Below are 25,787 nucleotides of genomic sequence, written 5' to 3' on the forward strand. Positions count from 1 at the left end.
AGAGGCACTTCATGCTGCTCGATATCTTCATTCCGGCTTTGGTCACGCTGTTTGTCATTCTCGATCCGATCGGCCTGATGCCGATTTTCGCGGTGATGACCAAGCATGGCGGGGAAGCCTATCAGCGCAGCATGGCGCTCCGCAGCACAGTGGTGGCCACCATCGTGCTGGTGCTGGCATTCTTTTTTGGTGACATGGTGCTGAGGCTGTTCGGCATCACCATTCCGGCCTTTCGCATTGCCGGCGGCGTGTTGCTGTTCGCGACGGCGCTTGAGATGATTTTCGAATTCAGCGCCAAACACCGCAAGAAAACCGCGGAAGAGGCGAGCCATGATCATCCGGCGCATGAGGACATCTCGGTCGTGCCGCTCGCCTTTCCGCTGATGGCGGGGCCTGGCGCGATCACAACCACGATCCTGTTGTCGTCGTCGCATCAAGGCAATCTGAGCGCGCAACTGGTGGTGGTTGCGGCGCTGCTGATTGTGATGTTTGGAACTTATCTGTTTTATCGCGTGTCGGGCCGGGTGATGGAGCTGTTGGGGGAGACTGTGACCTCGGTCATCACGCGGCTTCTCGGGGTGATTTTGGCTGCGCTCGCGGTGCAGTTCATCATCGACGGCGTGAAGGGCGCGCTGATCAATTAGCGGAGATGACGGTCTCATACTTTAACCTGTCATACGCGGGTTTGACCCGCGTATCCATGGTGCAACTGGCTGGGCTCCGGCCAGATGGATTACCGGGTCAAGCCCGGTAATGACAGAGACTTTTTATCAGCTGGTATAGGCGACCTGACCGCCGAACCGTTCAGCGCGGACGCCTTCGAAGCGTTGGCCGTCCTTGATATAGGCGGTACGTGCGGGGTTGTTGATATAGGCGTCCACGACCTCTTTCGAGGGTGCTTCGTAGATGATCAGATGGGCGCGGCGGTTGTCGCTGTCGGTTTGATCGAAGGCTATGCGGCGCACGTTCAGGAAACCGGCCGTCTTCACCACCTCGGCCAGATGCCCGCCTTCGAGCCAGCCGATATAGCTGTCTTCGATAGCGGCGGGAAGCCAGACAAGAATGGCATAGACGGCGTTTCCGAACATGAAATCAGGCTTTCTTATAGGCGGTGAGACTGCTGATGAGGGCCTCGTTTTCCTCGGCCGTGCCGATGGTAATACGGAGATAGCCCGGCAGTCCATAACCGGCCACCGGGCGGATGATGATTCCGTCCGAGCGCAGATGGGCGTCGGCCGCGCGGGCGTCGGCGGCATCCTTGAATTCGGCCAGGATGAAATTGCCCTGGCTCGGTACCACGGGAATGCCGATGGCGGCGAGTGCGGCGGAGACCTTGGGCAGCCACAGGGTATTATGCGCGCGGGCGGCTTCGGTATGGGCATTGTCGGCCAGGGCGGCGCAGGCGGCGATCTGGGCGAGCGCATTCACATTGAAGCTGCAACGCACGCGGATCAGAACGTCGATCACATTCTGCGGGCAATAGCTCCAGCCGACGCGTACGGCGGCGAGGCCATAGATTTTCGAAAACGTCCGCGACACCACCACATTGTCGGCGCTGCGTGCAAGTTCGAGACCCGAGGTGTAATCGGGCGCGGTGGCATATTCCGCATAAGCTTCATCAAGTGCGAGCAACACGCCTTTCGGCAGCCCGGCATGCAGACGGCGGATTTCCGCGTCCGGCAGATAGGTGCCCGTCGGATTGTTCGGATTGGCGAGGAAGACAATTTTGGTTTTGGGCGTCACCGCGGCCAGAATGGCATCGATGTCCGCATGTAAATTCTTTTCCGGCACCACCACGGCGGTCGCGCCCGCGATCTGGATGGCGATCGGATAGGCGAGAAAGCCATATTGGCTATAGATCACTTCATCGCCCGGTCCGGCATAGCTGCGCGCCAGCATATGCAACATTTCCTCGGACCCGTTGCTGCATTGAATGCGCTCGGCCTCGATCCCGTATGCGGTGGCGAGCGCCTGACGCAACTGGGTCGCCGGGCCCTCGGGGTAAAGATGCAGCTTGTTGAGCCCGCCTTTCACGGCCTCAGAGACCTTAGGGCTCGCCCCGAGCGGGCTTTCGTTCGAGGCAATCTTGATGACGCGGTCCTTGCCGGGAATGGTCGATTCGCCAGGCTGATAAGCGGCGATGTCGAGAAGACCGGGACGGGGGAATGGCGCGTTCATGAGAAATCCTTTTAAGGTCTGTGACTCAGTCCGGAAACAGCGAGGCGCAGGCCGTCGCTTTGGCTCAGGATGGCATTAATTCGTGAAATCTGCACGGTCCTTCCCCGATGGCCTGGGAAAAAGCACGAACCGTGCAGATATGGGACCATCGGCGAAAGGTTATTCCTGTGGGGCCCTATAGGACACGACTTTCTGGTCAATCGTTCCAAAGATGGTCTCGCCGTTTGTGTCCAGCATTTCAATGCTGACCCGGTCGCCGAATTTGAGGAAGGGGGTTTTCGGGCTGCCGGTTTCGATGGTCTCGATAGTGCGCACCTCGGCCAGGCAGCAGGAGCCCGTACCGGCTTTGCGGTTCGACACCGTGCCCGAGCCGACAATGGTGCCAGCCACAAGCGGCCGGGTTTTCGCCGCATGGGCCACAAGTTCCGCCAGCGAGAAATTCATATCTTCACCCGCGTTCGGGGAACCGAGCCATTTGCCATTGATTTTGGCATGAAGCGACAGATGGAGCTTTGAATCCTGCCAGGCCTCGCCGAGTTCGTCCGGGGTCACGGCCACGGGCGAAAAGGCACTTGAGGGCTTCGCATGGAAAAAGCCGAAGCCCTTTGCGAGTTCTGCCGGAATGAGATTGCGCAGGGACACGTCGTTTACGAGCATCACGAGCTTGATATGTTTGGCGGCGGCGGCGGGCGTCACGCCCATGGGCACGTCGTCGGTGATGACCGAGACTTCGGCCTCAAGATCAATGCCATAATCTTCGCTCGCGAGTGCGATGTCGTCCCGGGGGCCGAGGAAGCTGTCGGAGCCGCCCTGATACATCAGCGGATCATGCAAAAAGCTTGGCGGCATTTCTGCGCCACGGGCTTTGCGCACCAGCTCCACATGATAAAGATAGGCGCTGCCATCGACCCACTGATAGGCACGCGGCAGGGGGGAGGCGACGGCGGTCTGGTCAAAGGCGAAGCCGTCGCGGGTTTCGGCCTCAAGGGCATCGGACGCGGCCTGAAGTTTCGGCGCGCTGTCGGCCCAGCTGTCGAGCGCCGCTTGCAGGGTCGGGGCGATCTCGGCCACAAGGCTCGCGCGGGTCAGGTCTTTTGAGACGACCACAAGCTGTCCGTCACGGCCGCTTTTGAGGGATGCAAGTTTCATTATTTGTCCTTACGCTGACTTTAAGCTGTCTCTGACTTTAACTGTCATCCCCGCGAAAGCGGGGATCCATCTTTTATCAGGTGGCGCGGTGGATTCCCGCTTTCGCGGGAATGACAGATAGTTTTTGCTTATGCTCTAGCTGGCTTTCCAGGAATTGACGTAATTCTTCCATTCGATGGCGTCGGCCTCGGGCGCGACGTCAAGGGCGTGGCGGGCGTCGACCATGACGGCGACTTCGTCGGTTTCCTTGCGCGCATGGGTCTGGCCCTTGGCGAAGGCCTTCGGGTGCGGGCCGTGGGTGAAGCCGCAGGGGTGGAAGGTCGTCATGCCGGGATGAATATTGTCGCGGCTGAAGAACTCGCCCCGGTGATAGAAAATGAATTCGTCATAATCGTCGTTGTTGTGGAAGAACGGCACTTTAAGTGCGCCGGGATCGGATTCGATCGGACGCGGACAAAAGGTGCAGACCACGAAGCCATCGGCGACAAAGGTCGTGTGTGCCGACGGCGGCAGGTGATAGCGATGGCTCATAAGCGGGCGAATGTCGCGCCAGTTGATGCGCACGGTCACAAGGTCGCCCTTCCAGCCAAGCGCGTCGAGCGGGTTGAACGGGTAGCTGATGCGCGACAACTGGTTGCGGCGTTTGACCACCACGGTCCAGGGTGTTTCGGTCTGCTGGGCGCGGAAGGCGTCATCCATGACCGGGGTGTCGAGCATGGCCGGATCGAAAATGGCGTGGGGCCCGACCAGGCCCTTGTCCGGTAGTTTATAGCTGCTGTCGGTCGCCTCGATCAGCATGAGCTCGGTGGGCTCGCTTGGTGCGAGCCGCCACATGGTGCCGCGCGGCAGAACGACGTAATCGCCGTCGCGATAGGTGAGGCGGCCGAAGTCGCAATAAAGCTCCCCGGCGCCGTTATGGACGAACAACAGTTCGTCGCCGTCGCTGTTGCGCACCAGGTGATCCATGGCACTGTCAAGTTGCCAGAAGCGGATTTTGCATTGCGCGTTCTGGAGCAAGGTCTTCGCATCCCACGGGCTGTTGCCCCAGTCGGTCCAGCTGTTGGTGTCGAACGCGCGTGGTTGCAGCGGGCCGCTGAACTCGGTCCAGCCGGTCGGCGGGTGCTTGTGATAGAGATGAGTGGCGGGGCCGAAAAACCCCTCCTTGCCCATTTCGCGTTCAAAGCTGCCTTCGGGAAAATCGGCATGGGCCTGACGGCTGGTGATGCCTTCGATCTTCGGGAATGAAATCCAGTTTTTCATCGGAACGCCTCGCTACCTATGGATTATGCGTCAGTTTTCAACACGCCGCGCCGGACCTGATCGCGTTCGATGGACTGAAAGAGCGCACGGAAATTGCCTTCGCCAAAGCCTTCGTCGGCCTTGCGCTGGATGATCTCGAAAAAGATCGGGCCGAGCACGGTTTCGGAAAAGATCTGCAACAGCAGGCGCTTTTCGCCTCCCTCGGTCGAGCCGTCGAGCAACAGCCCGCGCTTCTGCATTTCGGCAACATTCTCGCCATGGCCGGGCAGACGTTCTTCAAGCATTTCGTAATAGGTGTCCGGCGGCGGGTTCATGAACGGGGTGCCGAGCGCCTTCAATTTATCCCAGGTTGCGAAAATATCGTCGGTGGACAGGGCGATATGCTGAATGCCTTCGCCATTATAGCGCATCAGATATTCTTCGATCTGGCCGGTGGTGTTCGAGGCTTCCTCGTTCAACGGAATGCGGATCTTGCCGTCAGGGGCAGTCAGCGCGCGCGAGGTCAGGCCGGTATATTCGCCCTTGATATCGAAATAGCGGATTTCGCGGAAGTTGAAGAGCTTCTCGTAATAATTGGTCCAGAAGGTCATGCGGCCGCGATAGACGTTATGGGTCAGGTGGTCGATGACCGTAAGCCCGCAGCCAACCGGATGACGCTCCACGCCGGGGAAGAATTCGAAGTCGATGTCATAGATGCTGGAGCCGTCCTTATAGCGGTCGATGAGGTACAGGAGCGCGCCGCCAATGCCCTTGATGGCCGGGAGCTTCAGTTCCATCGGTCCGGTCGGCACGTCGATCGGCTGCGCGCCAAGCTCAAGCGCCCGGCTATAGGCGTGATGGGAGTCGCGCACGCGGAAGGCCATGCCGCAGGCGGAGGGGCCATGTTCTTCAGCGAAATAACCCGCCGGGCTTTTGCGTTCGTTGTTGACGACGAAATTGATGTCACCCTGACGATAGAGCGTCACGTCTTTGGAGCGATGCCGGGCCACTGGGATAAAGCCCAGAGCGCGAAATGCCTTATCAAGGTCAGCCGGATCGGGGGCGGCGAACTCCACGAATTCGAAGCCATCCGTGCCCATGGGGTTTTCAAAAAGATCGCTCATCGCTTGTGCCTTTCTGTCCGCTTTGGAACTGTAACGCTGCCGCGCTCTGGATGGCAGAAGTTTATGTCGACGGGTTAGGCGACAGAAGATTTCTGGTGGCAGGGCCGAGGCTTCGGTATAGTTTTCAGGTGATTTGTTTCATTTGAAATTATGTTAGTTTCTTCTGTAACTAACTGCAAGCCCCCATTTGAGTTACCATGGAGACTTTGTTTGACCGAAACTCGCGAGATTTTATCGCTTGAGCATTTCCTGCCCTATCGGCTGTCGGTGGTATCAAACCTGATGTCGAACGCCATCGCCGGTATCTATAGCGACCGTTACAAACTTGGCATTCCGGCCTGGCGGGTGATGGCGATCCTCGGCCGGTTTCCGGGTATATCGGCGGTTGAGGTGGCGGAACGCGGGGCCATGGACAAGGTGGCGGTAAGCCGCGCCGTCTCGCAATTGTTGGCCGACGGACGGCTTGAACGCAGCTTCGCCGATGACGACCGCCGCCGCTCGGTGCTGCGTCTGTCGGCGGAAGGCTGGACGGTCTATGACGCGGTGGTGCCCCTCGCGCTCGATTACGAGCGGCGGCTGATCGAGTCGCTTGGCGCGGATGACCGCGCGGCCCTGGATCGGGTGGTGACGTCCCTGACCGAAAAAGCCACGGCGCTGGCGGTTAAGGAGTAGGTGGGTGCTTGGTTTGACGGGCTGAAGCACCGCGCTGGATCCTGTCGCTGCGCTCGGGATGACGGAAGCTATGAGTGTCATTGCGAGGCATAGCCGAAGCAATCCAGACCGGCCCCCCAAGATGAAGTCTGGATCGCCACGCCGCTTACGCGGCTCGCGATGACAGCCGTCCCTTGGAGCCGCAGCTCAGTCAGGTTGCCCCATGGATTACCGGGTCAAGCCCGGTAATGACACTGAATGTTATGGTGCGGGCTCATGCTCTGTTTGGCACTGTCGGGCTGATCCAGTTCATACTCAACTCTGTCACTGCCCGGCTTGACCCGTCCTGGCTTTATTCTGTCATTGCCGGGCTTGACCCGGCAATCTATCTGGCCGTGGCTCAGTCGGGTTGCCCCATGGATTACCGGGGGCAAGCCCGGTAATGATACGGAATGTTACTGCTCAGCCGATTTGACCGGCGATCACTTTTCCCCCTGTGTCGCCTGTTTGGCCATTTCGTCATAGGCCCAGGTGACAGCGGCCTGTGCGGTTACCTGGCTCGCGTTGTTGAATGCCCGGGCTACGGCGTCGGTTTTGTCGGCGCTGGCGGTTTGTTCATTTGTGATGCGGGTGGTGGCGACGAGGGCGAGGGGGCGGGCGGAGAACAGTTGCAGGTCGAGCGCCACCACGGCTACCGGTTTGTTCGCCGTCGGGTAATGCGTCTCAAACGACACCAGCCGCGAGGTCAGGCGATAATCCGGCGTCACCGGCATGGAATTGGCGGTCACATTGGCGACAATGCCGGTAAAGGCGGACACCAGCAGGTTCTGGATAAGGGCCGGGGCGCGATCGCTCCAGCGGGCACCGGCATAATATTGGATTTGAAGCTCGCTGGGCATCAGCGCGAGGCGGCGGCTGTCGAGTGCGTCTGAGGCCGAAGGTTCGCTCACCACCAGGGTGACCGGGAGCGGCGGTCGGTCAAGGCTGCCAACTGGCTCGGCAGGCGACAGGGTGTAGATGATCGGCGGGTTCTTGTCGCCGCCGACGGAGATGAGCGGGCCGCAGCCGCTGATGACAACAAGAATGGCGGCGCATAGCCCGCCTGTTGCGATCCGGGTCATGGGGGTCATTTCGTTTTATACTCCGGCTGCTTGCCCTGGGACAGAAACTCCCCGGGATCGCGTTCGAGGCGCTCGGCAACGCGGGAGAGCGTGGCGGCAAGTCGGCGAGCTTCGGAAATGAATTCCGCCGCTTCGGGCAGGGTGTTGTTGGTGAAGGCGGTGATGGGGCCGCGACTGTCGGCGACCATGCCTTCAAGGTCCGCGGCCATGCTGTTGAGGGCTTGTGTGGTTTTATGCACATCGGCCAAAGCGGGCTTGAGGTCGGTGGTGACCGACTGATCGAGGGTTGAGGCGAGTTGCCGATAAGCCGCCGCCGTTTCCTTGATTTCCGCTGACATGCTGTTGAAATTGTCGAGGCTTTTATGCAGATCAGGCGTCGTATGCGCGATATCGCCCGAAACCTTGTCCACATTCTTCAGAATGCTGGTGATCAGGGCGCGGTTTTCATCGCCGAGCAGTTTATGAAGTTCGGCAATGGTCTGGGAGGCTTGCGCCATCACCTGCGGCACGCTTGAGAACAGTTCCTGCATTTGAGACGGCTTGACCTGGATGACCGGGTACTCTTCCCCGGGGCGGATGCGCAAAGGTTTGTTTGCCCCCGGTCCGGTATCCAGCAGGATAGAGGCGACGCCGGTAAAGCCCTGACTGTCGAGACTTGCTGTGGTGTCTTCGAAAATCGGCGCATCGCTGCGCACTTTGATGGTCGCGCGGATGAAGCTTGGGTTCTTGCTGTCGATGGCGAGCTTGCGCACCTGGCCGATGGAAATGCCCTTGTAACGCACCGGCGCGCCTTCGGTCAGCCCAGCGACCGAGCTTTCAAAAAGAATATCGTAAACGGCGTAATCCTTGTCGAGTTCAAGCTTGCTGACCCAGATGATGAAGCCGAATATGGCGACCACCAATGCCAGCACAATGCTGCCGATCAGGGCGTAATTCGCACGGGTTTCCATCGTTCGTCAGTCCTTCTTTGCCGCAAAACCAGCTGACCGGGCACGTGGGCCATGGAAATATTCCTTCACCCAGGGGTGATCGAATGCCAGCATGTCGTCCATCGTACCAACCACAATAACCCGCTTTTCCGCCAGAACGGCTATTCTGTCACAAACCGTCGCCAATGTGTCGAGATCATGGGTCACCATGAACACGGTCAGCCCAAGGGCGTCATGCAACCGGGCGATGAGGCTGTCAAATTCGCTGGCGCCTATGGGGTCGAGCCCGGCTGTCGGCTCATCCAGAAACAAGATTTCAGGATCGAGGGCCAGCGCCCGGGCGAGGGAGGCGCGCTTGACCATGCCGCCCGAAAGCTCCCGCGGGAATTTATCCCCGGCGTCGGGGGACAATCCGGACATGCTGATTTTATAGGACGAGATTTCATCCATCAATGCTTTGGGCATATCGGTATGTTCGCGTAGCGGCACTTCGACATTCTGGGCGACGGTCAGCGAACTGAACAAAGCGCCGCGCTGAAACAGCACGCCCCAATTGGTGGAGAAATTTTTGAGATTGTCACCATCAAGCCTGGCGACATTTTCGCCGAGTACATTGATCTCGCCAGCCGTAGGCTGCACAAGGCCGATGATCGCGCGCAACAGGACCGATTTCCCCGCCCCTGAGCCGCCAACAATGCCGATGATTTCGCCGCGCCTGACGTCAAGATCGAGGTTGTCATGAATGACGCTGCGGCCGAAGCGGGTCTGCAACCCGCGCACGGAGATGATGATGTCGTCTGTTTCGCTGTTGAGTGTGGCGGTCATGGTCCTCACATCCCGATGGCGGAGAAAAACACCGCGAAAGCGGCATCAAGGACAATGACAAGAAAGATCGCCTCGACCACCGAGCGCGTGGTTTGACGGCCGACGGCCTCGGCCCCGCCTCGTGTCATCAAGCCTTCGTAACAGCCGGTCACGCCGATGACGGCGGCAAAGAACGGCGCTTTGATCATACCGACCATGAAATTGTTGAAATCGAGTGAAGCATGCAGGCGCTGAACGAAAACCTGCGGCTCGATATTGAGCGAGAGCCAACAGAATATGCCGCCGCCCACAAGAGCAATGATATCGGAATAGAAGGTCAGCAGCGGCATCATCAGAATGATGGCGAGAATGCGCGGAATGGCCAGCGTTTCGATGGGGGAAATGCCGAAGGTGCGCATGGCGTCCACCTCCTCATTCAACTCCATCGTACCGATTTCGGCGGTGAAGGCGCTGCCCGACCGTCCGGCGACCATGATGGCGGTGATCAGAATGGCGATTTCACGCACGATCGAGATGCCAAGCAGATTGATCACCAGCACGCTGGCCCCGAATTGGCTCAGCTGGAATTCCCCCTGCTGGGCGATGACGACGCCGATCAGGAAGCTCATCAGCCCGACGATGGGCATGGCGCGGACGCCGATTTCCTCCATATGAAACACCAGCGAGGTCCAGCGCATCCGCGACGGCGATTTGATCAGCCCGAACAGGGAGACCGTGACCATGCCGACGAACCAGACCAGACTGCGCCCGGCCTTGAGGGATTCAACGGTGCCGCGCCCAACGTCCTCAAGCAAGCCCTTTGCGACCCGGCGCTGTTCCGGCTCGACCCGGCAGGGGTGGTCGTTCTTGCCCACTTCATCAATGAGGGATTGGTGGCCGGCCTGCGCGGCGGTCACGGTCACGTCGATGTTGCGGGCCTTGAGGTCGCGCGTCAGGCGATAGATAAGCCAGGCTCCGGCGGTATCAAGGCTTGCAATATTCGCGAGATCAAGGCTGACCGGCCCATTGCTGTTTGCGGCAACCTCGGTCAGGGGGGCGTAAAGACTTCCGATTTTGAGAACGGTCCAGGAGCCGGAGAAATGGAAAACCGTGGTCTGTCCATTTGCAGCGCTTTCGAACGCCGGGTCACTTTTGGGTGTTGGTTCGGTGCCCGACACTCTTGTCTGTCCTTTGTTTTTAACAGTTTGGCCTGAAAGGCAGGATACTTGAAGCATATGGGTTTCGTCACGAGAAAAGCCTCCCCTTGAAAACCCGGTAGGCTAATCTTGCTTTTTTGCGCATCCTTCGCGGGCCTTTCCGGTTGCCGGGACGGGACAATCGCGCTAACAGTTAACAATCCGAACGATCGTTTGAATGTATCAACAGGAGAGGTCATGACCAGCGCCGTGAGTTATCGCAAAGAGGGGGCAATCGCCATTCTGACCGCGGACAATCCGCCGGTGAATGCCCTGGGTCATGCCGTTCGGGACGGGCTCGTGACAGGTATTGCACAAGCCAATGAAGATCCCGAGGTCCGGGCCATCCTGATTATCTGTGCCGGGCGGACGTTCTTCGCCGGGGCTGATATCCGCGAATTCGGCAAGCCGCAGGTGGCGCCCTCCCTGCGCGATGTGCATGAGGCCATGACCGCGAGTGGTAAGCTGATTGTCTCGGCCATCCATGGCACGGCTTTAGGCGGCGGGTTCGAAACCGCGCTGGCGAGCCATTACCGCTGTGCGCTGCCTTCTGCCAAGGTCGGGCTGCCTGAGGTCAATCTCGGCATCCTGCCTGGCGCTGGTGGCACTCAGCGTCTGCCACGCATTGCCGGGGTTGAAAAGGCGCTGGAGATGATCACCAGCGGCCGCCCGATCGGTGCCGCTCAGGCCAAGGCCATGGGCGCCATTGATGTGATCGTGGACGGGGAGCTGCTGCCTGCGGCCCTTGATTATGTGAACCGCCTGGTGGCGGAAGGCGCCCCCTTGCGCCGGGTCAGCGACCTTCAGATCGATGCCGCCAGTTTGCCGGATGGGTTTTTCGACGCCGCGCGGGCACGGCTCGCCAAGGAAAAACGCGGTTTCCTCGCACCGCAGAAATGCGTCGACGCGGTGGAAGCGGCGGTGACGCTGCCGTTCGCTCAAGGGTTGCTGCGGGAGCGCGAGCTGTTTGAGGATTGCATGGCCTCCACGCAATCGCGGGCGCAGCGTTATGCGTTCTTTGCTGAACGCGAGGCGGCGCAGATCCCGGGTCTTGGCAAGGAGGTCAAGGCGCGACCGGTGGCCAGTGTCGGCGTGCTCGGTGCGGGCACCATGGGCGGCGGCATCGCCATGAATTTTCTCAATGCCGGGATTCCGGTGACGCTGGTGGAGGTAAAGGCCGAGGCGCTTGATCGCGGCATTGCCACCATCCGCAAAAATTACGAGGCTACAGCAGCCAAGGGACGTATTAAGCCCGAGGACGTGGCTAAGCGCATGGCGCTGTTGACCGGCGCGCTTGAAAAATCAGCCCTGAAGGATGCCGATCTCATTATCGAGGCGGTGTTTGAAAATATGGAGCTGAAGAAAAGCATTTTCGCCGAGCTTGATGCCATTGCGAAGCCGGGCGCGGTGCTGGCATCGAACACCTCGACCCTTGATGTGGATGAGATTGCCGCCGCCACCAGCCGTCCGGGCGATGTGATCGGGCTGCATTTCTTTTCGCCAGCCAATGTCATGCGCTTGCTGGAAATTGTACGCGGAGCAAACACCAAGGATGACGCGCTGGTGACGGCGTTGCAGGTGGCGAAAACCATCGGCAAGGTCGGGGTGGTGTCCGGCGTTTGTTATGGCTTCATCGGCAACCGTATGCTCGAACCCTATGGCCGCGAGGCCGAGCTTGTGGCCCTTGAAGGGGCGACCCCGAGCCAGGTCGACAAGGCGCTTTATGACTTCGGCTTCGCCATGGGGCCGTTTGCCATGTATGACCTCGCGGGGCTGGATGTGAATCATCTGGTGCGGGAATCGCATCGCGATAAACTCCCGACCAACCCGAATTATTACGCCATCGGCGACGCGGTATACAAACTTGGCCGCTATGGTCAGAAGACCCAGGCCGGGATTTATACATATACCCCCGGCAGCCGCACGCCGCACCCTGATCCCGTCATCGAGACGCTGGTCCAAAGCGAAGCCGCTCGGCTCGGTATTGCGCAGCGGAGTTTTACGGATGCGGAGATCGTCGAGCGCTGCGTCTATGCCTTGATCAATGAAGGCGCCCGCCTGTTGGCAGAAGGCATCGCCTATCGCCCGGGTGATATCGATCAGGTCTGGTTGAATGGCTATGGCTTCCCGGTCTATCGCGGCGGACCCATGATCTATGCGGATATCGTGGGGCTGGATAAAGTGGCGGCGAAGATTGCTGAATTCCGGGCTCAGTACGGCGAGGAATATTGGCCCCACGCACCGCTTTTGGAAAAGCTAGCAGCGGCAGGCAAAAGCTTCGCCGACTGGCGCGAGGTGATGTAGGGCTGAAATATGATTGTCATGCCCGGGCTTGACCCGGGCATCCATGGGCCGAGCAGGCTGTGACATGGATTGCCGGTGCTCACGCCCGGCAATGACAGGACGGGGCAAGGATAATATTTGTCCGTCTTGCTGTGGTCCCGGCAATGAATCGCATATTCGTCATCGCGAGCCGCGCAAGCGGCGTGGCGATCCAGGCCTTTGGGCGGAGGGACTGGATTGCGTCGGCTGCGCCTCGCAATGACGGTGAGACGTCTCGGCACGGGCGATTTCATAACCCTGACCCAATCTGTCATTGCCGGGCTTGACCCGGCAATCCATGCTCGCCAGCATATTCGGTGCGGGATTGACGGATCCTTCATTTTGCCCTAAATTAAAACGAACGTTTGAAAATATTTTCGGGAGAGGCTCGCATGTATTTCGATCTGTCGCCACGTGTGCAGGATTTGCGCGCCAAATTGCTCGCCTTTATGGACGCGCATATCTATCCGAATGAAAAGGCCCTGAAGACGGCCCATGATCAGCTTGCGGACCGGTGGGAGACGCCGCAGCTGCTTGAGGATCTGAAGGTCAAGGCGCGGGCTGCCGGGCTGTGGAATTTGTTTCTGCCGGAAAGCGCGTATGGGCCGGGGCTGACCAATCTTGAATATGCGCATCTTTGCGAGATCATGGGGCGGGTTTATTGGGCGCCTGAGGTGTTCAACTGCAATGCGCCCGACACCGGCAATATGGAAACCCTCGTGCGCTATGCGAGTGCGGAGCAGAAACAGCAATGGCTTGCACCGCTGCTTGACGGGAAAATCCGCTCCGCCTTTGCCATGACCGAGCCGCAGGTGGCGTCGTCGGACGCGACCAATATCCAGTGTGAAATCCGTCGTGACGGCGATGATTATGTGATCAATGGCCGCAAATGGTGGATCACCGGCGCGCCGGATAAACGCTGCAAGATTTTCATTCTCATGGGCAAGACCGACCCCTCGGCCCCGAAACACAGCCAGCAATCCATGATCCTCGTGCCGCGCGATACGCCGGGCGTGCGCTTTGTGCGGGAAATGACGGTGTTTGGAGCGGACGACGCGCCGCATGGCCATGCCGAGCTTGAGTTTGTGGATGTACGCGTTCCGGCGAGCAATATTCTGCTTGGGGAAGGGCGCGGGTTCGAGATCGCGCAGGGTCGCCTCGGGCCGGGCCGCATTCATCATTGCATGCGTCTTGTGGGTCAGGCGGAGCGGGCGCTTGAATATATGTGCAAGCGGGTGCAAAGCCGGGAGGCCTTCGGGCGCAAGCTTGCGGATTTCGGCACCATTCGCGCGGATATCGCCAATTCGCGTATCGAGATCGATCAGGCGCGGCTGCTCACACTGCGGGCGGCTTATATGATGGATACCGTAGGCAACAAGGTGGCGAAAAGCGAGATCGCCATGATCAAGGTGGTGGCGCCCAATCTGGCGCTTACGGTCATTGATCGCGCCATTCAGGCCCATGGCGCGGCCGGGATCAGCCAGGATTTCCCGCTGGCCCGCATGTATGCCGACGCTCGCACCCTGCGCTTCGCCGATGGACCGGATGAGGTGCATCGCGAATCCATTGCCCGGGCGGAGCTTGGAAAGTACAAATAAATCAAGGAATAAGCTGGATCTCCCAAGATTTCACGCCGGGCCCCTCGCGGGGACCGGCGATTTTCTTTATAGTGCTCTCTTCGGTTGCCGAGGCGGCCGGTTGGATCATGATGCAACAGATGATGGAGTTCGGGATGAACCACATGCGCAAATGGTCGGGAATGGCAGTTTCCCTCTCGGCACTGATGACGGTTCTGGCTTTGTCGGCCTGTGATAAACCCAAAAGCAATGAGCAGCCGACCAGTCAGCAAGCCCCCGCACAACAATCCGAAAGCGCCCGTCTCAATGCGTTTTTCGATGAGGCTTTCAAGCGGGACCTGAAGCGCAGCCCGATGCTGCAAACCTATCTCGGCATGAAAACCGATTATAACAAACTCGATGATATGAGCGAGGCGCGGTTCGACGAGGATATCGTCATCGCCAAGGCCGATCTTGAACGTCTGAAGGATTTCGATCCGGCCAAGCTCGATGAACAGGCGCGCATCAGCTATGCCGTCTATGAGCAGGATCAGAAGGACAAGATCGAGGGCGATCGCTGGCGTCATCATGATTACCCCTATAATCAGATGTTCGGCTGGCAAAGCGATCTGCCCGCCTTCATGATCACGGCTCATACAATTGACAATAAAGCCGATGCCGAGGGCTATGTGGCTCGCCTGAAGGCATTCGTGCCGTTCCTCGGGCAGATCGATGACGGCATGAAGCTGCGCGCCGACAAGGGTGTGTTGCCGCCGAAGTTCGTCTTTCCGATCGTGATTGAAAACGCGGGCATGATTATCAAGGGCGCGCCGTTCGATGCCTCGGGTAAGGACAGCACGCTGCTGGCCGATTTCAAGGGCAAGCTCGCCAAGCTCGATCTGCCACAGGCGGATAAGGACAAGCTCGTGGCCGATGCCACGGCGGCCTTGAAGGACAGCGTCAAGCCGGCCTTCGATCATCTGATCGCTACCTTGACGGCGCTTGAGCCCAAGGCGACCCGTGACGATGGCGTGTGGAAATTGCCGGATGGTCAGGATTATTACAAATATCGCCTGCGCACCATGACCACCACCGACATGACGCCGGAGCAGATTCATCAGTTCGGTTTAAGCGAAGTCGCGCGCATCCGGGGCGAGATGACGGCGATCAAGGATCAGGTCGGTTTCAAGGGTAGTCTGGCGGAATTCTTCAAGCATCTTCAGAACGATCCCAAGCAGTATTATCCGCAGACCGACGCCGGGCAGAAGCAATATCTGGCCGACAATCAGGTTCTGCTCGATGCCATGGAAAAGAAACTGCCGGAGTATTTCGCAACCCTGCCAAAGGCCAAGGTGGAACTGCGTCAGGTCGAACCGTTCCGCGCCAAGGGTGCTGCGGCGGCCTTTTATCAGCAGCCGAGCCTCGATGGCACGCGGCCGGGCTATTACTATGTCAATACCTATGACATGAAGCAGTTGCCCAAATATGCCATGGCCGCCATCACCTATCATGAAGCGCTTCCCGGTCATCACATGCAGATCGCCATCAATCAGGAACTGCAGGGCATTCCGGAATTCCGCAAGATCGCGAATTTCACCGCCTATATCGAAGGCTGGGGCCTATATGCTGAAAAGCTTGCCAAGGAAATGGGCGGCTATGCGGATCCCTATAGCGATTTCGGGCGTCTGTCGGCAGAGCTTTGGCGGGCGGCGCGGCTTGTGGTCGATACCGGTATTCATGATAAGAAATGGACCCGTGAACAGGCCATCAAATATATGGACGACTTCACGCCGAACCCTCATGGCGACAATATTCGCGAAATTGAGCGCTATATCGTCATGCCGGGACAGGCGACCGCCTATAAGATCGGCATGAGTAAAATTCTTGAAGCGCGTGATGCGGCGAAGTCTAAACTTGGCGACAAGTTCGATATTCGCGGCTTCCATGATGCGGTGTTGAAAAGCGGGGCGGTGCCGCTGTCGATCATGGAGGAAGACGTGCGGCGCTGGGCCGATCAGGTGGCCGCCGGTAAATAAGAGGCGTCCTAATTTTGTAACAATTGCTTGTTATATCTCCAGTCATGCCGCCACAGGGGTGGCATGACTGGAGATGTAGATATGAGATCTTTACCCGTTCTTGACTATGACCTGGATGGCATTCGCCGTGTGGCGCGCGTCCTTTTGAAGCATGTGCGCCCGGAAAATCGGTCGCGTGCCTATGAAGTGTTGGATGGCCGTCTTGGCGTCTATATGGTCGATCGCGCCATGTTGCGCGCGGAAATCGATCGTTACTTTCAAGGCGGCAGCATACAAGCCGCTTGAAATCTGAGTTACCATTTCGCCTAGTGCGATGATGCGCGGGCCGCTTGGCGCCGCGCATTTGTTTTTTCAGCTGTCCGATGGTTTCAGCAGGGGTTTGAGGCCCTTGAAATGGCGCGCGGCCAAAGCCTCGATTTCGGTTTGCATGGTGCGATAGCGCTTCAGGATATCGAGCCCGAACGGCGTCACCGCAGCCCCACCCCCGCGCAACCCGCCATGAGCCGCCGCCACGAGCGGTTCCCGAAAGCCCTTGTTCATACTGTCCACCATCAGCCAGGCGCGGCGATAGCTGAGGCCCATGGTCTTTGCGGCGGCGGTGATCGATCCGTCACGGGAAATAGCGTCCAGGAGATCGGCCTTGCCCGGCCCAAGGACAATCTCCTGCCCCTGAAGCACGCGCGCATAGAGCTTGAGCCGTGGCGCAAGCTCTGCGGATAATGGTTCGGAAGTTGAAGCTGAGCGTGACATAGCCGTTCCCAAAAAGCCGATGCGCACATCATAATGCCTTTGGGAGCGGCGGCAATTTATTCCGTTGCTTAGGCTGTTACGGCGCTTTGCGGACAATCAGAAAATCGACAGCGGCCGTAAAGCTTTTGGAGAGATTGAGCGTTGCCAGACCAGCCTTGAGGGGAAATTCCACCGTCTTGCGGATGCTCGTGCAGGGGGCATAATCATGGCCATGTTTCACGACGCGCAGGGTCACACCTTTCTGGATGACATCGATCCAGATCGGCTTGCTGGCCGAGATCATATAGATGCCGTCCGCCGGGACGTCCAGACTGAACGTGCCTGCATGGGTTTTGTCGGCGGCTTCCGGCAGTTTGGCGGTGACGCGCTTGTTGAGCGGCGCTGCGGCTTTCGTGGCGATGGCCGCGCTGGGTTTGCCCCAGGCCGTGAAGGCGGCGGGAAAGACCGTATCGATTTTGTCGCAGGCGGGTTTGGCGGCTGTCTCATACGCGTGGGCCTGGGTTGATGCCGCGACGATCATAGCCAGGCCCAATAACATGGATTTTGTCATTTGTTTTCCCCGGTGGCTTTTGGAGTTCGATATGTTTGACCGTATACAGCGAATCGTTATATACGCCACGATATATTGCAACCCAAAAAGTATAACTGGGCCGGAGGAAATATGCGCAAGAATTCTGTTTCGACGATGGCGCTCATGGTGCTGGGGGTGGCTGTCGTTCCCGGGCATGTATTTGCGGCGGATCAGACCAAAAATGTCTTCAATCTTGGCGAGATGACCATTCTCGGCGCACGGCCCGATATGGCGGGGATTGATATCAGCACGCTCGACAGTGCCGAGATGATGAAATTCAACCGGATCATCCTTGATGATGCGCTCAAGCTTATTCCGGGGACGTCGTCGTCGAACAGCGGCGGATCGCGGAACGAGCGCCTGATCAATGTGCGCGGCTTTGACCGGTTCCAGGTGCCCCTGATGATAGACGGCATCCGGCTGTATATGCCCTATGATAACCGGTTGGATTTCGGTCGTTTCCTCACCTCGGATCTGTCGGAAATTCAGGTCGTCAAAGGCTATGTGTCGGTCATCGACGGGCCGGGCGCGCTTGGCGGGGCGATCAATCTGGTGACGCGGAAACCCGAACGCGCCCTTGAGGCGGAAGCGCGGGTTGGGATCTCGCTTGATCGCGATGTGAATTATGGCGGCTTCAACAGCTATGCCTCGGTCGGCACGCGGCAGGAGAAATATTACCTGCAGGGCAGCGGCTCGATCACCAAGCGCGATCACTGGGGCCTGTCGGGCAAATTCGTGCCGACCGCCAATCAGGCCAGCGGCGACCGCGATCATTCGAATACACGCGACTGGAAGGTCAATGTCAAAGCCGGGTTCACCCCGTATGACGACGACGAATATTCGCTGAGCTTCACCAAACAGTCAGGCAGTAAAGACGCGCCCCATCATGTGACGGATGCGGTCAACAGTCAGCGTAACTGGCGCTGGCCCTATTGGGATGTGACGAGCCTTTACTGGTTGTCGCAAACGCAGCTTGGCGAGGCGTTCAATCTGAAGTCGCGGCTTTATTACAATCAGCTTGAAAACAGCATCCGCGCTTTTGACAATAAAAACTACGACACGCAAACCCTGACCAAGGCCTTCAACAGCCCTTATCGCGACAAGGCCTGGGGCGGTAGTCTTGAGCTTGATATGAGCGCGCTTGAAAACAATCTGCTTAAAGGCGCGTTCCATTATCGCCGCGACAAACATGTGGAACGTCAGACGATATTTCCAAGCGGCTTCACCGAACCCGATCAGGTGACGATCGAGGATACATATTCGATTGCGCTTGAAAACACCTATCACCCGATTGCCTCGGTCGATGTGGTTGTTGGGGTCAGTTACGACTGGCGCGATTTGCGTCGGGCGGAAGACTGGGCGGGCGATGCCAGCGGCAATTTCGTCTATTATGAGTTGAAGAACAGTCATGCCTGGAACGGGCAGGGCGCTATTGTCTACCACCATAACGACAGCGCCAAGGTCTATGCGAGCGTCTCCTCGCGCAGCCGTTTTCCGACCATCTTTGAACGCTATTCCTCACGCTTTGGCGGGGCTACGTCAAACCCCAATCTGAAGCCGGAACGGGCGATCAATTTCGAAATCGGCGCGGCGGATCGTTTGGCTGATAAAGTCGATCTCAGCGGGGCCCTGTTCTATAGCGATCTCAAGGACGCTATTCAGTCGGTTCCGGTCGTTTATAACGGCCAGAACGTGACGCAGAACCAGAATCTGGGCGATGGCACCTATTACGGGTTCGAACTCGCAGTTAAGGCAGCTGTTGCGGATAATTTCGATTTCGGCGGTAATTACACCTATACGCACAGAAAGCTGCATAACCCGAGTATCGCAGCCTTCCGTCCGCTCGATGTGCCGGATCACAAGGCGTTCGTGTATGCGGATTATCGGCCGCTCGCCGGCCTGTCTCTGACGCCAAGCGTTGAACTCGCATCAAGCCGCTGGACGGTCACCACTGGTGGCGGGCTTTACTACAAGACCGGCGCTTATGTGCTGGCCAATTTGAATGCGCAATATCAGGTGACGGATAATCTGGAGCTTGCCGCCGGGGTCAGAAACCTGTTCGACCGCAACTATCAGTTGGCCGATGGCTTCCCCGAGGAAGGACGTAATATCTTCCTCAACCTGCGGATCAGATATTAAGGCTGGAATTCGATCCAGCCCGCGGGGGTCAGCCGCTCAAGCGGGGAGAAGCTCGCTTTATAGGCCATCTTACGACTGCCTTTGACCCAATAGCCGAGATAGACGTAATTCTTGCACAGCCCGAGGGCGCGCCGGACATGGTCTAGGATCAGGTAACTGCCAAGGCTGCGGCGCGGTTCAAGCGGGTCGAAGAAGCTGTAGACCATGGACAGGCCATCGGTCATCACGTCGATGAGTGCCACCCCGATCAGGCGGCCGCTTGGCGGTTGCAGGCCATGGGCCTCAAGACTGCCGGGGCGGGCAAGTCGATATTCCACGAGATGGGTTTCGACCGGGCTGGTTTCGACCATTTCCGCATAATCGATGATCGACATGTCGGTCATGCCGCCTTCGGGGTGGCGGGCGTCGAGATAGCGTTTCAACAGGTCATATTGTTCCGTGGTGGCCCAGGGCGGCACCTCGGTCGCGATGAGGTCGCTGTTGCGGTTGATGATGCGTCGCCAGGACCGGGTCCAGTTGAAGTCGGGGGCGCGCAGCCGCACCGAGGTGCAGGCGTTGCAGCCGTCGCAGGCCGGGCGATAAGCCACCGACTGGCTGCGCCGGAAACCGGCCTGACTGAGCGTCTCATTGAGGGCGAGTGGATTGCCGCCGGCAAGCTCCGTGAACACTTTGCGCTCCATCCGCTCGGGCAGGTAGGGGCATGGTCCCGGGGTCGTGACGTAGAATTTCGGGAAATTGAAAGACTGGTCCGTCACAGCTTTTTCACGTCGGTCCTGATAAGTTTTGTCAGCTTCAAGTATGCCCCAAGCCGACCCGAAGTCCAATGCTTACGTTCAAAGCTTGGGCGGCAGGACGGGGGCCTCGCGCAGCAGCAAGATGGTGATACGGCGGTTTTCCGGGCGATTTGGCTGATCGGGCAGCAGCGGTTCAGTGGCGGCCTTGCCGCGCACGGCCGAGAAACGGTCTTCGGAAATGCCTGATGAGCGGAGCACACGGCGGGCAGAATTGGCGCGGTCGCTCGACAGTTCCCAGTTCGAATATCCGGCGGGGCCTGCGGCTGGCTGGCTGTCGGTATGCCCGGTGACGGTGATGCGGTTCGGCGTCCGGACGAGGCGGTTCGCGATCTGTTGCAGCATGGTGCGGGCATAGCCATAAAGATCGGAGGTGCCATTTTTGAACATGGCCCGGTTATCCTTGTCGATCACCTGAATACGCATGCCATCATCGGTGATGTCGACCACGATATGATCGGTCATGCTTGCCAGTTCGGGCACATCCTGGATGGCCTGGCGCAATTGGGCTTCAAGCTCGGCGAAGGCCTGGTTCTCACGTTCCGACATGGCCTTTTGCCATTCGCTTTCCTTATCGGTTTTTTCCATCGAGGCTTCGTCGCCTTTGCCGGTGGCGCTGCCGTCGGTGACCTGGCTCGGTTTCGGCATGGTCATGAGGACCGCGCCGCTGTTCATGGAGCCATCCGTCGCAAGGGCGGTGCCACCCAGAACGCCGCCTGATCCCGACGTGCTGCTGCTTGAGGCACTGGTCGGGGCGAAATAATCGGCAATGCCCGAGCGCTGTTCCTCGGTGGTCACGTTCAACAGCCAAAGCAGCATGAAAAAGGCCATCATGGCGGTGGTGAAATCGGCATAGGCGACCTTCCAGGCGCTGCTGTGATGCCTGCCACCGCCTTTTTTGACCCGCTTGATGATGATCGGCCGTTTTTCGTCGTTACCTTTACGCGCCATGACACCCTGTCCGGAATGGTTTCTCCGGAGTGTCGGTGCATAAGGTTAAGGATGGGTTGAAGATGTAAAGATAATGGGGGCGCAGGATGATCTCCTGCGCCCCCGTTTCTGTCAGAATTCAGACGATCTTAGGCGGCGCCGAACACGCGCTTGAAGATCGTGTCCACATGCTTGGTGTGGTAGCCGAGGTCGAAAAGCTCCTCAAGCTGGGCGTCCGAAAGGGCCTTTGACACATCCGGATCATTTTTCAGCAGGCTCAGGAAGTCCTTGCCTTCACGCCACACCACCATGGCGTTGCGCTGCACTAGGCGATAGCTGTCCTCGCGGCTGACGCCGGCCTGGGTCAGGGCCAGCAGAATACGCTGCGAATGCATGAGCCCGCCAAGACGTTCGAGATTGCGGATCATGTTGTCAGGATAGACCACAAGCTTGTCCATGACATTGGTCAGGCGGGCCAGGGCGAAATCGAGGGTGACGGTGGCGTCCGGGCCGATCATGCGTTCGACCGAGGAATGCGAAATGTCGCGTTCGTGCCAAAGCGCCACATTCTCCATGGCCGGAATGGTAAAGCCGCGCACCAGACGGGCAAGGCCCGTGAGGTTTTCGGTCAGAACCGGGTTCCGCTTATGCGGCATGGCCGAGGAGCCCTTCTGGCCTTCCGAGAAATATTCTTCAACTTCAAGCACTTCGGTGCGCTGAAGGTGACGGATCTCGGTAGCCAGCCGCTCGATGGAGCTTGCGATCACGCCCAGGGTGGCGAAATACATGGCATGGCGGTCACGCGGGATGACCTGGGTCGAGACCGGCTCGATCTCAAGGCCCATGGCTTTGGCCACATGTTCCTCGACATAGGGGTCGATGTTGGCAAAGGTGCCGACCGCGCCCGAAATGGCGCAGGTGGCGACTTCCTTGCGGGCGTTGACGAGGCGTTCGCGGTTGCGCACGAACTCCACATAGGCCTGAGCCATCTTGAGGCCGAAGGTGGTCGGTTCGGCATGGATGCCATGGCTGCGGCCTATGCAGACCGTGTCCTTATGTTCAAAAGCGCGACGCTTCAGGACGTCGAGCAGCTTGTCCATATCCGCAAGCAGAAGGTCGGCGGCGCGGACGAGCTGAACATTCAGGCAGGTGTCGAGCACGTCGGACGAGGTCATGCCCTGATGCACGAACCGCGCCTCGGGCCCGACATATTCCGACAGGCTGGTGAGGAAGGCGATCACGTCATGCTTCACCTCGCGCTCGATCTCGTCGATGCGGGCGACGTCGAAATTGCCAAGATCCCAGACGGCTTTGGCGGCTTCCTTGGGGATGACGCCAAGCTCGGCCTGAGCGTCGCAGGCATGGGCTTCGATCTCGAACCAGATGCGGAAGCGCTGTTCAGGTTCCCAAATGGCGACCATCTCGGGGCGGGAATAGCGAGGTATCATGGGCGAAATCCTTCCTGAAGCCAGAGTTGGTCAAGGGCTCTAGCAGAATAGGGGCAGGGGCTCAAGTCCCCCGCCGCCGTCTTTGCGCAAGCCACATCAATAATCCCCACAAGACGGTGAGAATGGCTCCCCCGGCAAAAAAGGTCAAAAGACTGAGCTTGAGGGTTTTGTTGGCGATGAAATTGAATTTATGGACGGTCGAAAAGAAATTCGAGATCGCCTGACGGCCGTCCGTGGTGGCAAAGGCCGCCGATCCGGTCACGGTCGAAATATAGACCCTGCTGCCTTTTCCGTCAGCCACATCAAAGCGGTAGACCGGCAGCAGCCGGTAGATGGTGATATATTCATCATCATAGGCATCCAGCCGGGCGGTCAGGCGGGCTGTCTGGCCGGGGAAGATGGTGCGGGCGATTTCGGCGGCGTGATGGGCGTCTGCGTGCGGGTCGGTCAGGCCGTCGGTGGCGCGAACATAGGACGGCGTTGCCTGCCCGCGGATGAACAGCTGATACCAGGGTTTGCTATCGATAATCCGCAGATTGACGCCTTCGACGGACGCGGGATCGACGCCTTGGAGCCGCGCGACGGAGTCGCGCGGCGAGAGGGTGATGGAGGCAAGGTCGAACGCAGCGCTCGACCGGGCCGGAGGCGGCGGCATGAAAAAGGCCGACATCAGGTTGTGCGACAGCCCGGACAGGGCCGCCGCCAACAGATAAAGCCCGAACACGAGCCCGAGCAGACGATGAATGCGCCGCCCCTTGGGGGAAAGCAGAAAACGCATCATTTGCCGAACGCCCACTTCACGCCGACATAAACGGCTCGGCCATCACCCGGATAATAGACCGCCTGCGAGATCGGCAGGCGGGCATCGGTGATTGTGCCGAAGTTTGAAATATACCGCTTGTTCAAAAGATTGCGGCCATCGGCATAGATCGTCAGGCCATGCTCGAAATCATATCCGCCACTGACGTCCAGAACGGCGTAACCTGGGGCTTTCTTGGTGTTGGCAAAGTCCACATAGGCTTTCGACATGGCCCAGTCGATGCTTGGGGTGATGTGAAACCCGGCGCGGGCAAAATTAAGTTCGGCGCGATAGAGATGCTTGGGGATTCCCGCGATAACATTATTGCCAAACTGCACATCATCGACAAAGCGGAAGTCATTGAGCGTATAGGTCTGACGGAGCGTCAGACCTTCCATGAGCGTCACGGCCAGACCGGCCTCGATCCCCTGATGGCGGGTCTTTCCGGCGTTGAAGGTGGCGGCGGGGATGCTGGCGTCCACTGTATATTGCAGCAACTCATTCCGGACCGAGGCGCGATAGAGCGACAGGTCCCAGGCCCAGATCCCGGCCTGACCACGGGTGCCGAGTTCCGCCGTCCAGGCTTTTTGCGCCTCAAGCGGTACAAAACCCGGAATGGGGGCCTGCACCAGTTCGGCAAAGGTCGGGACTTCATAGCTCCGGGATATGTTGGCAAAGACCTGAGCGCTTTTGCCGAGATCCCACAGCAGGCCGAACTTCGGGCTGAAGCTGTCGAACGTCTTGTCGGCACTCAAGGCTGGCGTGAGAAAATCCTCATATTTTCGGGTCGAGTGGATGAACTGGCCGCCCGCGATCAGGCTCAGTCCTTGCACGATGCCAAGACGGCCATCCACATAGGCCTGGAGGTTGCTCGCTCCCTGTTTGCCGAGGGCCGTCAAAGCTCCACGTTCGCCATGGATATTCACATAGCGTAAAGCATCGGTCTTGCCATGTCCGGCCGTGACGCCAAGGGTGATCTCGCCGCCCTGAGGGCCGATGGCGAGCGGGCTTTTGACCTCGCCATAGACGCCATATTCATAGGTGGTCTGGTCAATCACCTGAAAAATAGGGTGATAGAGCTTTTTGTAGGTGCCATAGACCCCAAATGTCAGGGTCTGGTCCCCGAGATTGACCACGGTGCGGTTCGACAGGCGCAGGGACTGGATATCGCGGGCCTGATCGCCCACAGTAAAGGTCGGCAGTGTGGATCTTGGATCGTCAAGCGCCTGAGCGTAACCAAGCGAGCCCGGCAGTTTCTGATTGATGTTGTTATAGGCGAGATAAAAGCGGGTTTCGACGTCGTCGTTGACCCGGAACCCGACATTGCCAAAGAGCCGGGCGTTTTTCATGTCGCTATGGTCGCGGTAGCCGTCGGAGACCGCACCGGTGGCCGAGACGAAAGCATCCATGCGTTCGTCCGCATAGGCATAGCTTGCATGACCGCGCAGGGTGGAAAAACTGCCGCCTTCAAGGCTGAGGATGATCGGGACAGGTGCCGTACGCCCGGTCGGCATGACGAAATTGACCGCTCCGCCGAGATTGGCCGCCCCATAACGAAGGGCGTTCGCGCCCTTGAACACCTCCACATAGCGCAGGCTCAGGGGGTCGACTTCCTGAAAGTCCGAGGAATTATCGGCAAGCGTCAGTGGCATGCCGTCCTGCAACAGGGTGATACCGCGCATGTGATAGCTGCGCGACAGGCCGGAACCTCGGATCGACAGTCGCACTTCCTCGGAAAACCGTTGCTTGGCGAAGACCCCCGGCACATTGGCCAGCATGTCCTGAAGATTGAGGGCGAAGATTTTGTCGAAGTCTTCCTGCGGCACCAGGGCAACGCCGCCCGGTGTCTCGCGAATGGCTTCCACGGCTGCGTCGACCGTGGGGGCGGTCAGGCTGCCGATGGCTTTGCCTTCGACAAGAACCCGGTCGGTCAGCGCCGCCGGATCAGCCTTGGCCGTGGATGACAGGGCCAAGATAAGGCCAAGGGCTGTCGAGCCCCCCTTTATGGACAGTTTCATGGATAGACTCCGAATGCAGAATAGAACGCCAGAGAC

24 protein-coding genes are annotated in these 25,787 nt (G+C 58.8%); 8 read left to right on the forward strand and 16 right to left on the reverse strand.

All coding sequences use genetic code 11. The features are described 5' to 3' along the window. The first annotated feature begins 11 nt into the window (after positions 1–11). Positions 12–644, forward strand: a complete 633-nt coding sequence (locus NYP16_RS05565; RefSeq protein WP_274943129.1) for a MarC family protein — start codon at positions 12–14, stop codon at positions 642–644. Positions 645–770: 126 nt separating this feature from the next. On the opposite strand, the gene NYP16_RS05570 is transcribed toward NYP16_RS05565, so the two are convergent. The 5 genes from NYP16_RS05570 to hppD form a co-directional block, all read right to left on the reverse strand. Further along, on the reverse strand, positions 771–1,088 hold the full coding sequence (locus NYP16_RS05570) for a DUF4286 family protein (protein ID WP_274943130.1): 318 nt from the start codon (positions 1,086–1,088) through the stop codon (positions 771–773). A 4-nt stretch (positions 1,089–1,092) separates the two neighbouring features. Further along, a complete protein-coding gene (gene hisC, locus NYP16_RS05575) occupies positions 1,093–2,178 on the reverse strand; it encodes a histidinol-phosphate transaminase (protein ID WP_274943131.1) in 1,086 nt (361 codons plus the stop codon). Positions 2,179–2,337: 159 nt separating this feature from the next. After that, positions 2,338–3,327, reverse strand: a complete 990-nt coding sequence (locus tag NYP16_RS05580; protein ID WP_274943132.1) for a fumarylacetoacetate hydrolase family protein — start codon at positions 3,325–3,327, stop codon at positions 2,338–2,340. A gap of 135 nt (positions 3,328–3,462) precedes the next feature. Then, complete coding sequence (locus tag NYP16_RS05585) at positions 3,463–4,587, reverse strand: homogentisate 1,2-dioxygenase (RefSeq protein ID WP_274943133.1); 1,125 nt, start codon at positions 4,585–4,587, stop codon at positions 3,463–3,465. A 23-nt stretch (positions 4,588–4,610) separates the two neighbouring features. Then, on the reverse strand, positions 4,611–5,690 hold the full coding sequence (gene hppD, locus NYP16_RS05590; RefSeq protein WP_274943134.1) for a 4-hydroxyphenylpyruvate dioxygenase: 1,080 nt from the start codon (positions 5,688–5,690) through the stop codon (positions 4,611–4,613). Between the two features lie 210 nt (positions 5,691–5,900). Between hppD and NYP16_RS05595 the strand changes: the two genes are divergently transcribed. Both NYP16_RS05595 and NYP16_RS05600 read left to right on the forward strand, forming a co-directional pair. After that, complete coding sequence (locus tag NYP16_RS05595) at positions 5,901–6,362, forward strand: MarR family winged helix-turn-helix transcriptional regulator (protein WP_274943135.1); 462 nt, start codon at positions 5,901–5,903, stop codon at positions 6,360–6,362. A gap of 227 nt (positions 6,363–6,589) precedes the next feature. After that, the gene (locus NYP16_RS05600) at positions 6,590–6,784 is read left to right on the forward strand and encodes a hypothetical protein (protein ID WP_274943136.1); all 195 of its coding nucleotides are present in this window, start codon (positions 6,590–6,592) and stop codon (positions 6,782–6,784) included. Positions 6,785–6,823: 39 nt separating this feature from the next. On the opposite strand, the gene NYP16_RS05605 is transcribed toward NYP16_RS05600, so the two are convergent. Genes NYP16_RS05605 through NYP16_RS05620 form a run of 4 tightly spaced genes read right to left on the reverse strand, consistent with a single transcriptional unit; the run spans position 6,824 to position 10,373 of the window. Next, on the reverse strand, positions 6,824–7,471 hold the full coding sequence (locus NYP16_RS05605) for an ABC-type transport auxiliary lipoprotein family protein (RefSeq protein WP_274943137.1): 648 nt from the start codon (positions 7,469–7,471) through the stop codon (positions 6,824–6,826). After that, complete coding sequence (locus tag NYP16_RS05610) at positions 7,468–8,412, reverse strand: MlaD family protein (RefSeq protein ID WP_274943138.1); 945 nt, start codon at positions 8,410–8,412, stop codon at positions 7,468–7,470. Before NYP16_RS05610 ends, NYP16_RS05605 begins: the two co-directional genes overlap by 4 nt. Positions 8,413–8,418: 6 nt before the next feature. Then, positions 8,419–9,216 (reverse strand): ABC transporter ATP-binding protein, encoded by a 798-nt coding sequence (locus NYP16_RS05615; RefSeq protein WP_274943139.1) that lies wholly within the window; start codon positions 9,214–9,216, stop codon positions 8,419–8,421. 5 nt (positions 9,217–9,221) lie between these two features. After that, positions 9,222–10,373 carry an ABC transporter permease gene (locus NYP16_RS05620; RefSeq protein WP_274943140.1) on the reverse strand — a complete coding sequence of 384 codons (1,152 nt, stop codon included), beginning with the start codon at positions 10,371–10,373 and terminating at the stop codon, positions 9,222–9,224. A 216-nt stretch (positions 10,374–10,589) separates the two neighbouring features. Between NYP16_RS05620 and NYP16_RS05625 the strand changes: the two genes are divergently transcribed. The 4 genes from NYP16_RS05625 (at position 10,590) to NYP16_RS05640 (ending at position 16,590) form a co-directional block, all read left to right on the forward strand. Next, on the forward strand, positions 10,590–12,695 hold the full coding sequence (locus NYP16_RS05625; protein WP_274943141.1) for a 3-hydroxyacyl-CoA dehydrogenase NAD-binding domain-containing protein: 2,106 nt from the start codon (positions 10,590–10,592) through the stop codon (positions 12,693–12,695). Between the two features lie 410 nt (positions 12,696–13,105). Beyond that, on the forward strand, positions 13,106–14,311 hold the full coding sequence (locus NYP16_RS05630; protein ID WP_274943142.1) for an acyl-CoA dehydrogenase family protein: 1,206 nt from the start codon (positions 13,106–13,108) through the stop codon (positions 14,309–14,311). Positions 14,312–14,472: 161 nt separating this feature from the next. Further along, positions 14,473–16,305, forward strand: coding sequence for a DUF885 domain-containing protein (locus NYP16_RS05635; protein ID WP_274943143.1), 1,833 nt, complete (start codon positions 14,473–14,475; stop codon positions 16,303–16,305). Positions 16,306–16,386: 81 nt separating this feature from the next. Continuing rightward, positions 16,387–16,590: a hypothetical protein gene (locus NYP16_RS05640; protein WP_274943144.1), complete on the forward strand. Its 204-nt coding sequence runs from the start codon at positions 16,387–16,389 to the stop codon at positions 16,588–16,590. Between the two features lie 66 nt (positions 16,591–16,656). Here NYP16_RS05640 and NYP16_RS05645 read toward each other — a convergent pair whose 3' ends face one another. Both NYP16_RS05645 and NYP16_RS05650 read right to left on the reverse strand, forming a co-directional pair. Then, complete coding sequence (locus NYP16_RS05645; RefSeq protein ID WP_274943145.1) at positions 16,657–17,055, reverse strand: winged helix-turn-helix domain-containing protein; 399 nt, start codon at positions 17,053–17,055, stop codon at positions 16,657–16,659. Positions 17,056–17,131: 76 nt separating this feature from the next. Continuing rightward, positions 17,132–17,593 (reverse strand): hypothetical protein, encoded by a 462-nt coding sequence (locus NYP16_RS05650; RefSeq protein ID WP_274943146.1) that lies wholly within the window; start codon positions 17,591–17,593, stop codon positions 17,132–17,134. Positions 17,594–17,716: 123 nt separating this feature from the next. Here NYP16_RS05650 and NYP16_RS05655 point away from each other — a divergent pair, with 123 nt between their 5' ends. After that, on the forward strand, positions 17,717–19,765 hold the full coding sequence (locus tag NYP16_RS05655; RefSeq protein ID WP_274943147.1) for a TonB-dependent receptor plug domain-containing protein: 2,049 nt from the start codon (positions 17,717–17,719) through the stop codon (positions 19,763–19,765). Here NYP16_RS05655 and NYP16_RS05660 read toward each other — a convergent pair. The 5 genes from NYP16_RS05660 to NYP16_RS05680 form a co-directional block, all read right to left on the reverse strand. Beyond that, positions 19,762–20,520: an arginyltransferase gene (locus NYP16_RS05660; RefSeq protein ID WP_274943148.1), complete on the reverse strand. Its 759-nt coding sequence runs from the start codon at positions 20,518–20,520 to the stop codon at positions 19,762–19,764. The genes NYP16_RS05655 and NYP16_RS05660 overlap by 4 nt on opposite strands. 78 nt (positions 20,521–20,598) lie before the next feature. Then, positions 20,599–21,507 (reverse strand): flagellar motor protein MotB, encoded by a 909-nt coding sequence (locus NYP16_RS05665; RefSeq protein WP_274943149.1) that lies wholly within the window; start codon positions 21,505–21,507, stop codon positions 20,599–20,601. 128 nt (positions 21,508–21,635) lie between these two features. After that, complete coding sequence (gene purB, locus NYP16_RS05670) at positions 21,636–22,934, reverse strand: adenylosuccinate lyase (protein WP_274943150.1); 1,299 nt, start codon at positions 22,932–22,934, stop codon at positions 21,636–21,638. 61 nt (positions 22,935–22,995) lie between these two features. Then, positions 22,996–23,715 carry a hypothetical protein gene (locus NYP16_RS05675; RefSeq protein WP_274943151.1) on the reverse strand — a complete coding sequence of 240 codons (720 nt, stop codon included), beginning with the start codon at positions 23,713–23,715 and terminating at the stop codon, positions 22,996–22,998. Continuing rightward, a complete protein-coding gene (locus NYP16_RS05680; RefSeq protein ID WP_274943152.1) occupies positions 23,712–25,751 on the reverse strand; it encodes a TonB-dependent receptor family protein in 2,040 nt (679 codons plus the stop codon). Before NYP16_RS05680 ends, NYP16_RS05675 begins: the two co-directional genes overlap by 4 nt. Positions 25,752–25,787: the final 36 nt, after the last annotated feature.

Origin of the sequence: Govania unica (genome assembly GCF_027920805.1) — a bacterium.
Classification (GTDB): domain Bacteria; phylum Pseudomonadota; class Alphaproteobacteria; order Sphingomonadales; family Govanellaceae; genus Govanella; species Govanella unica.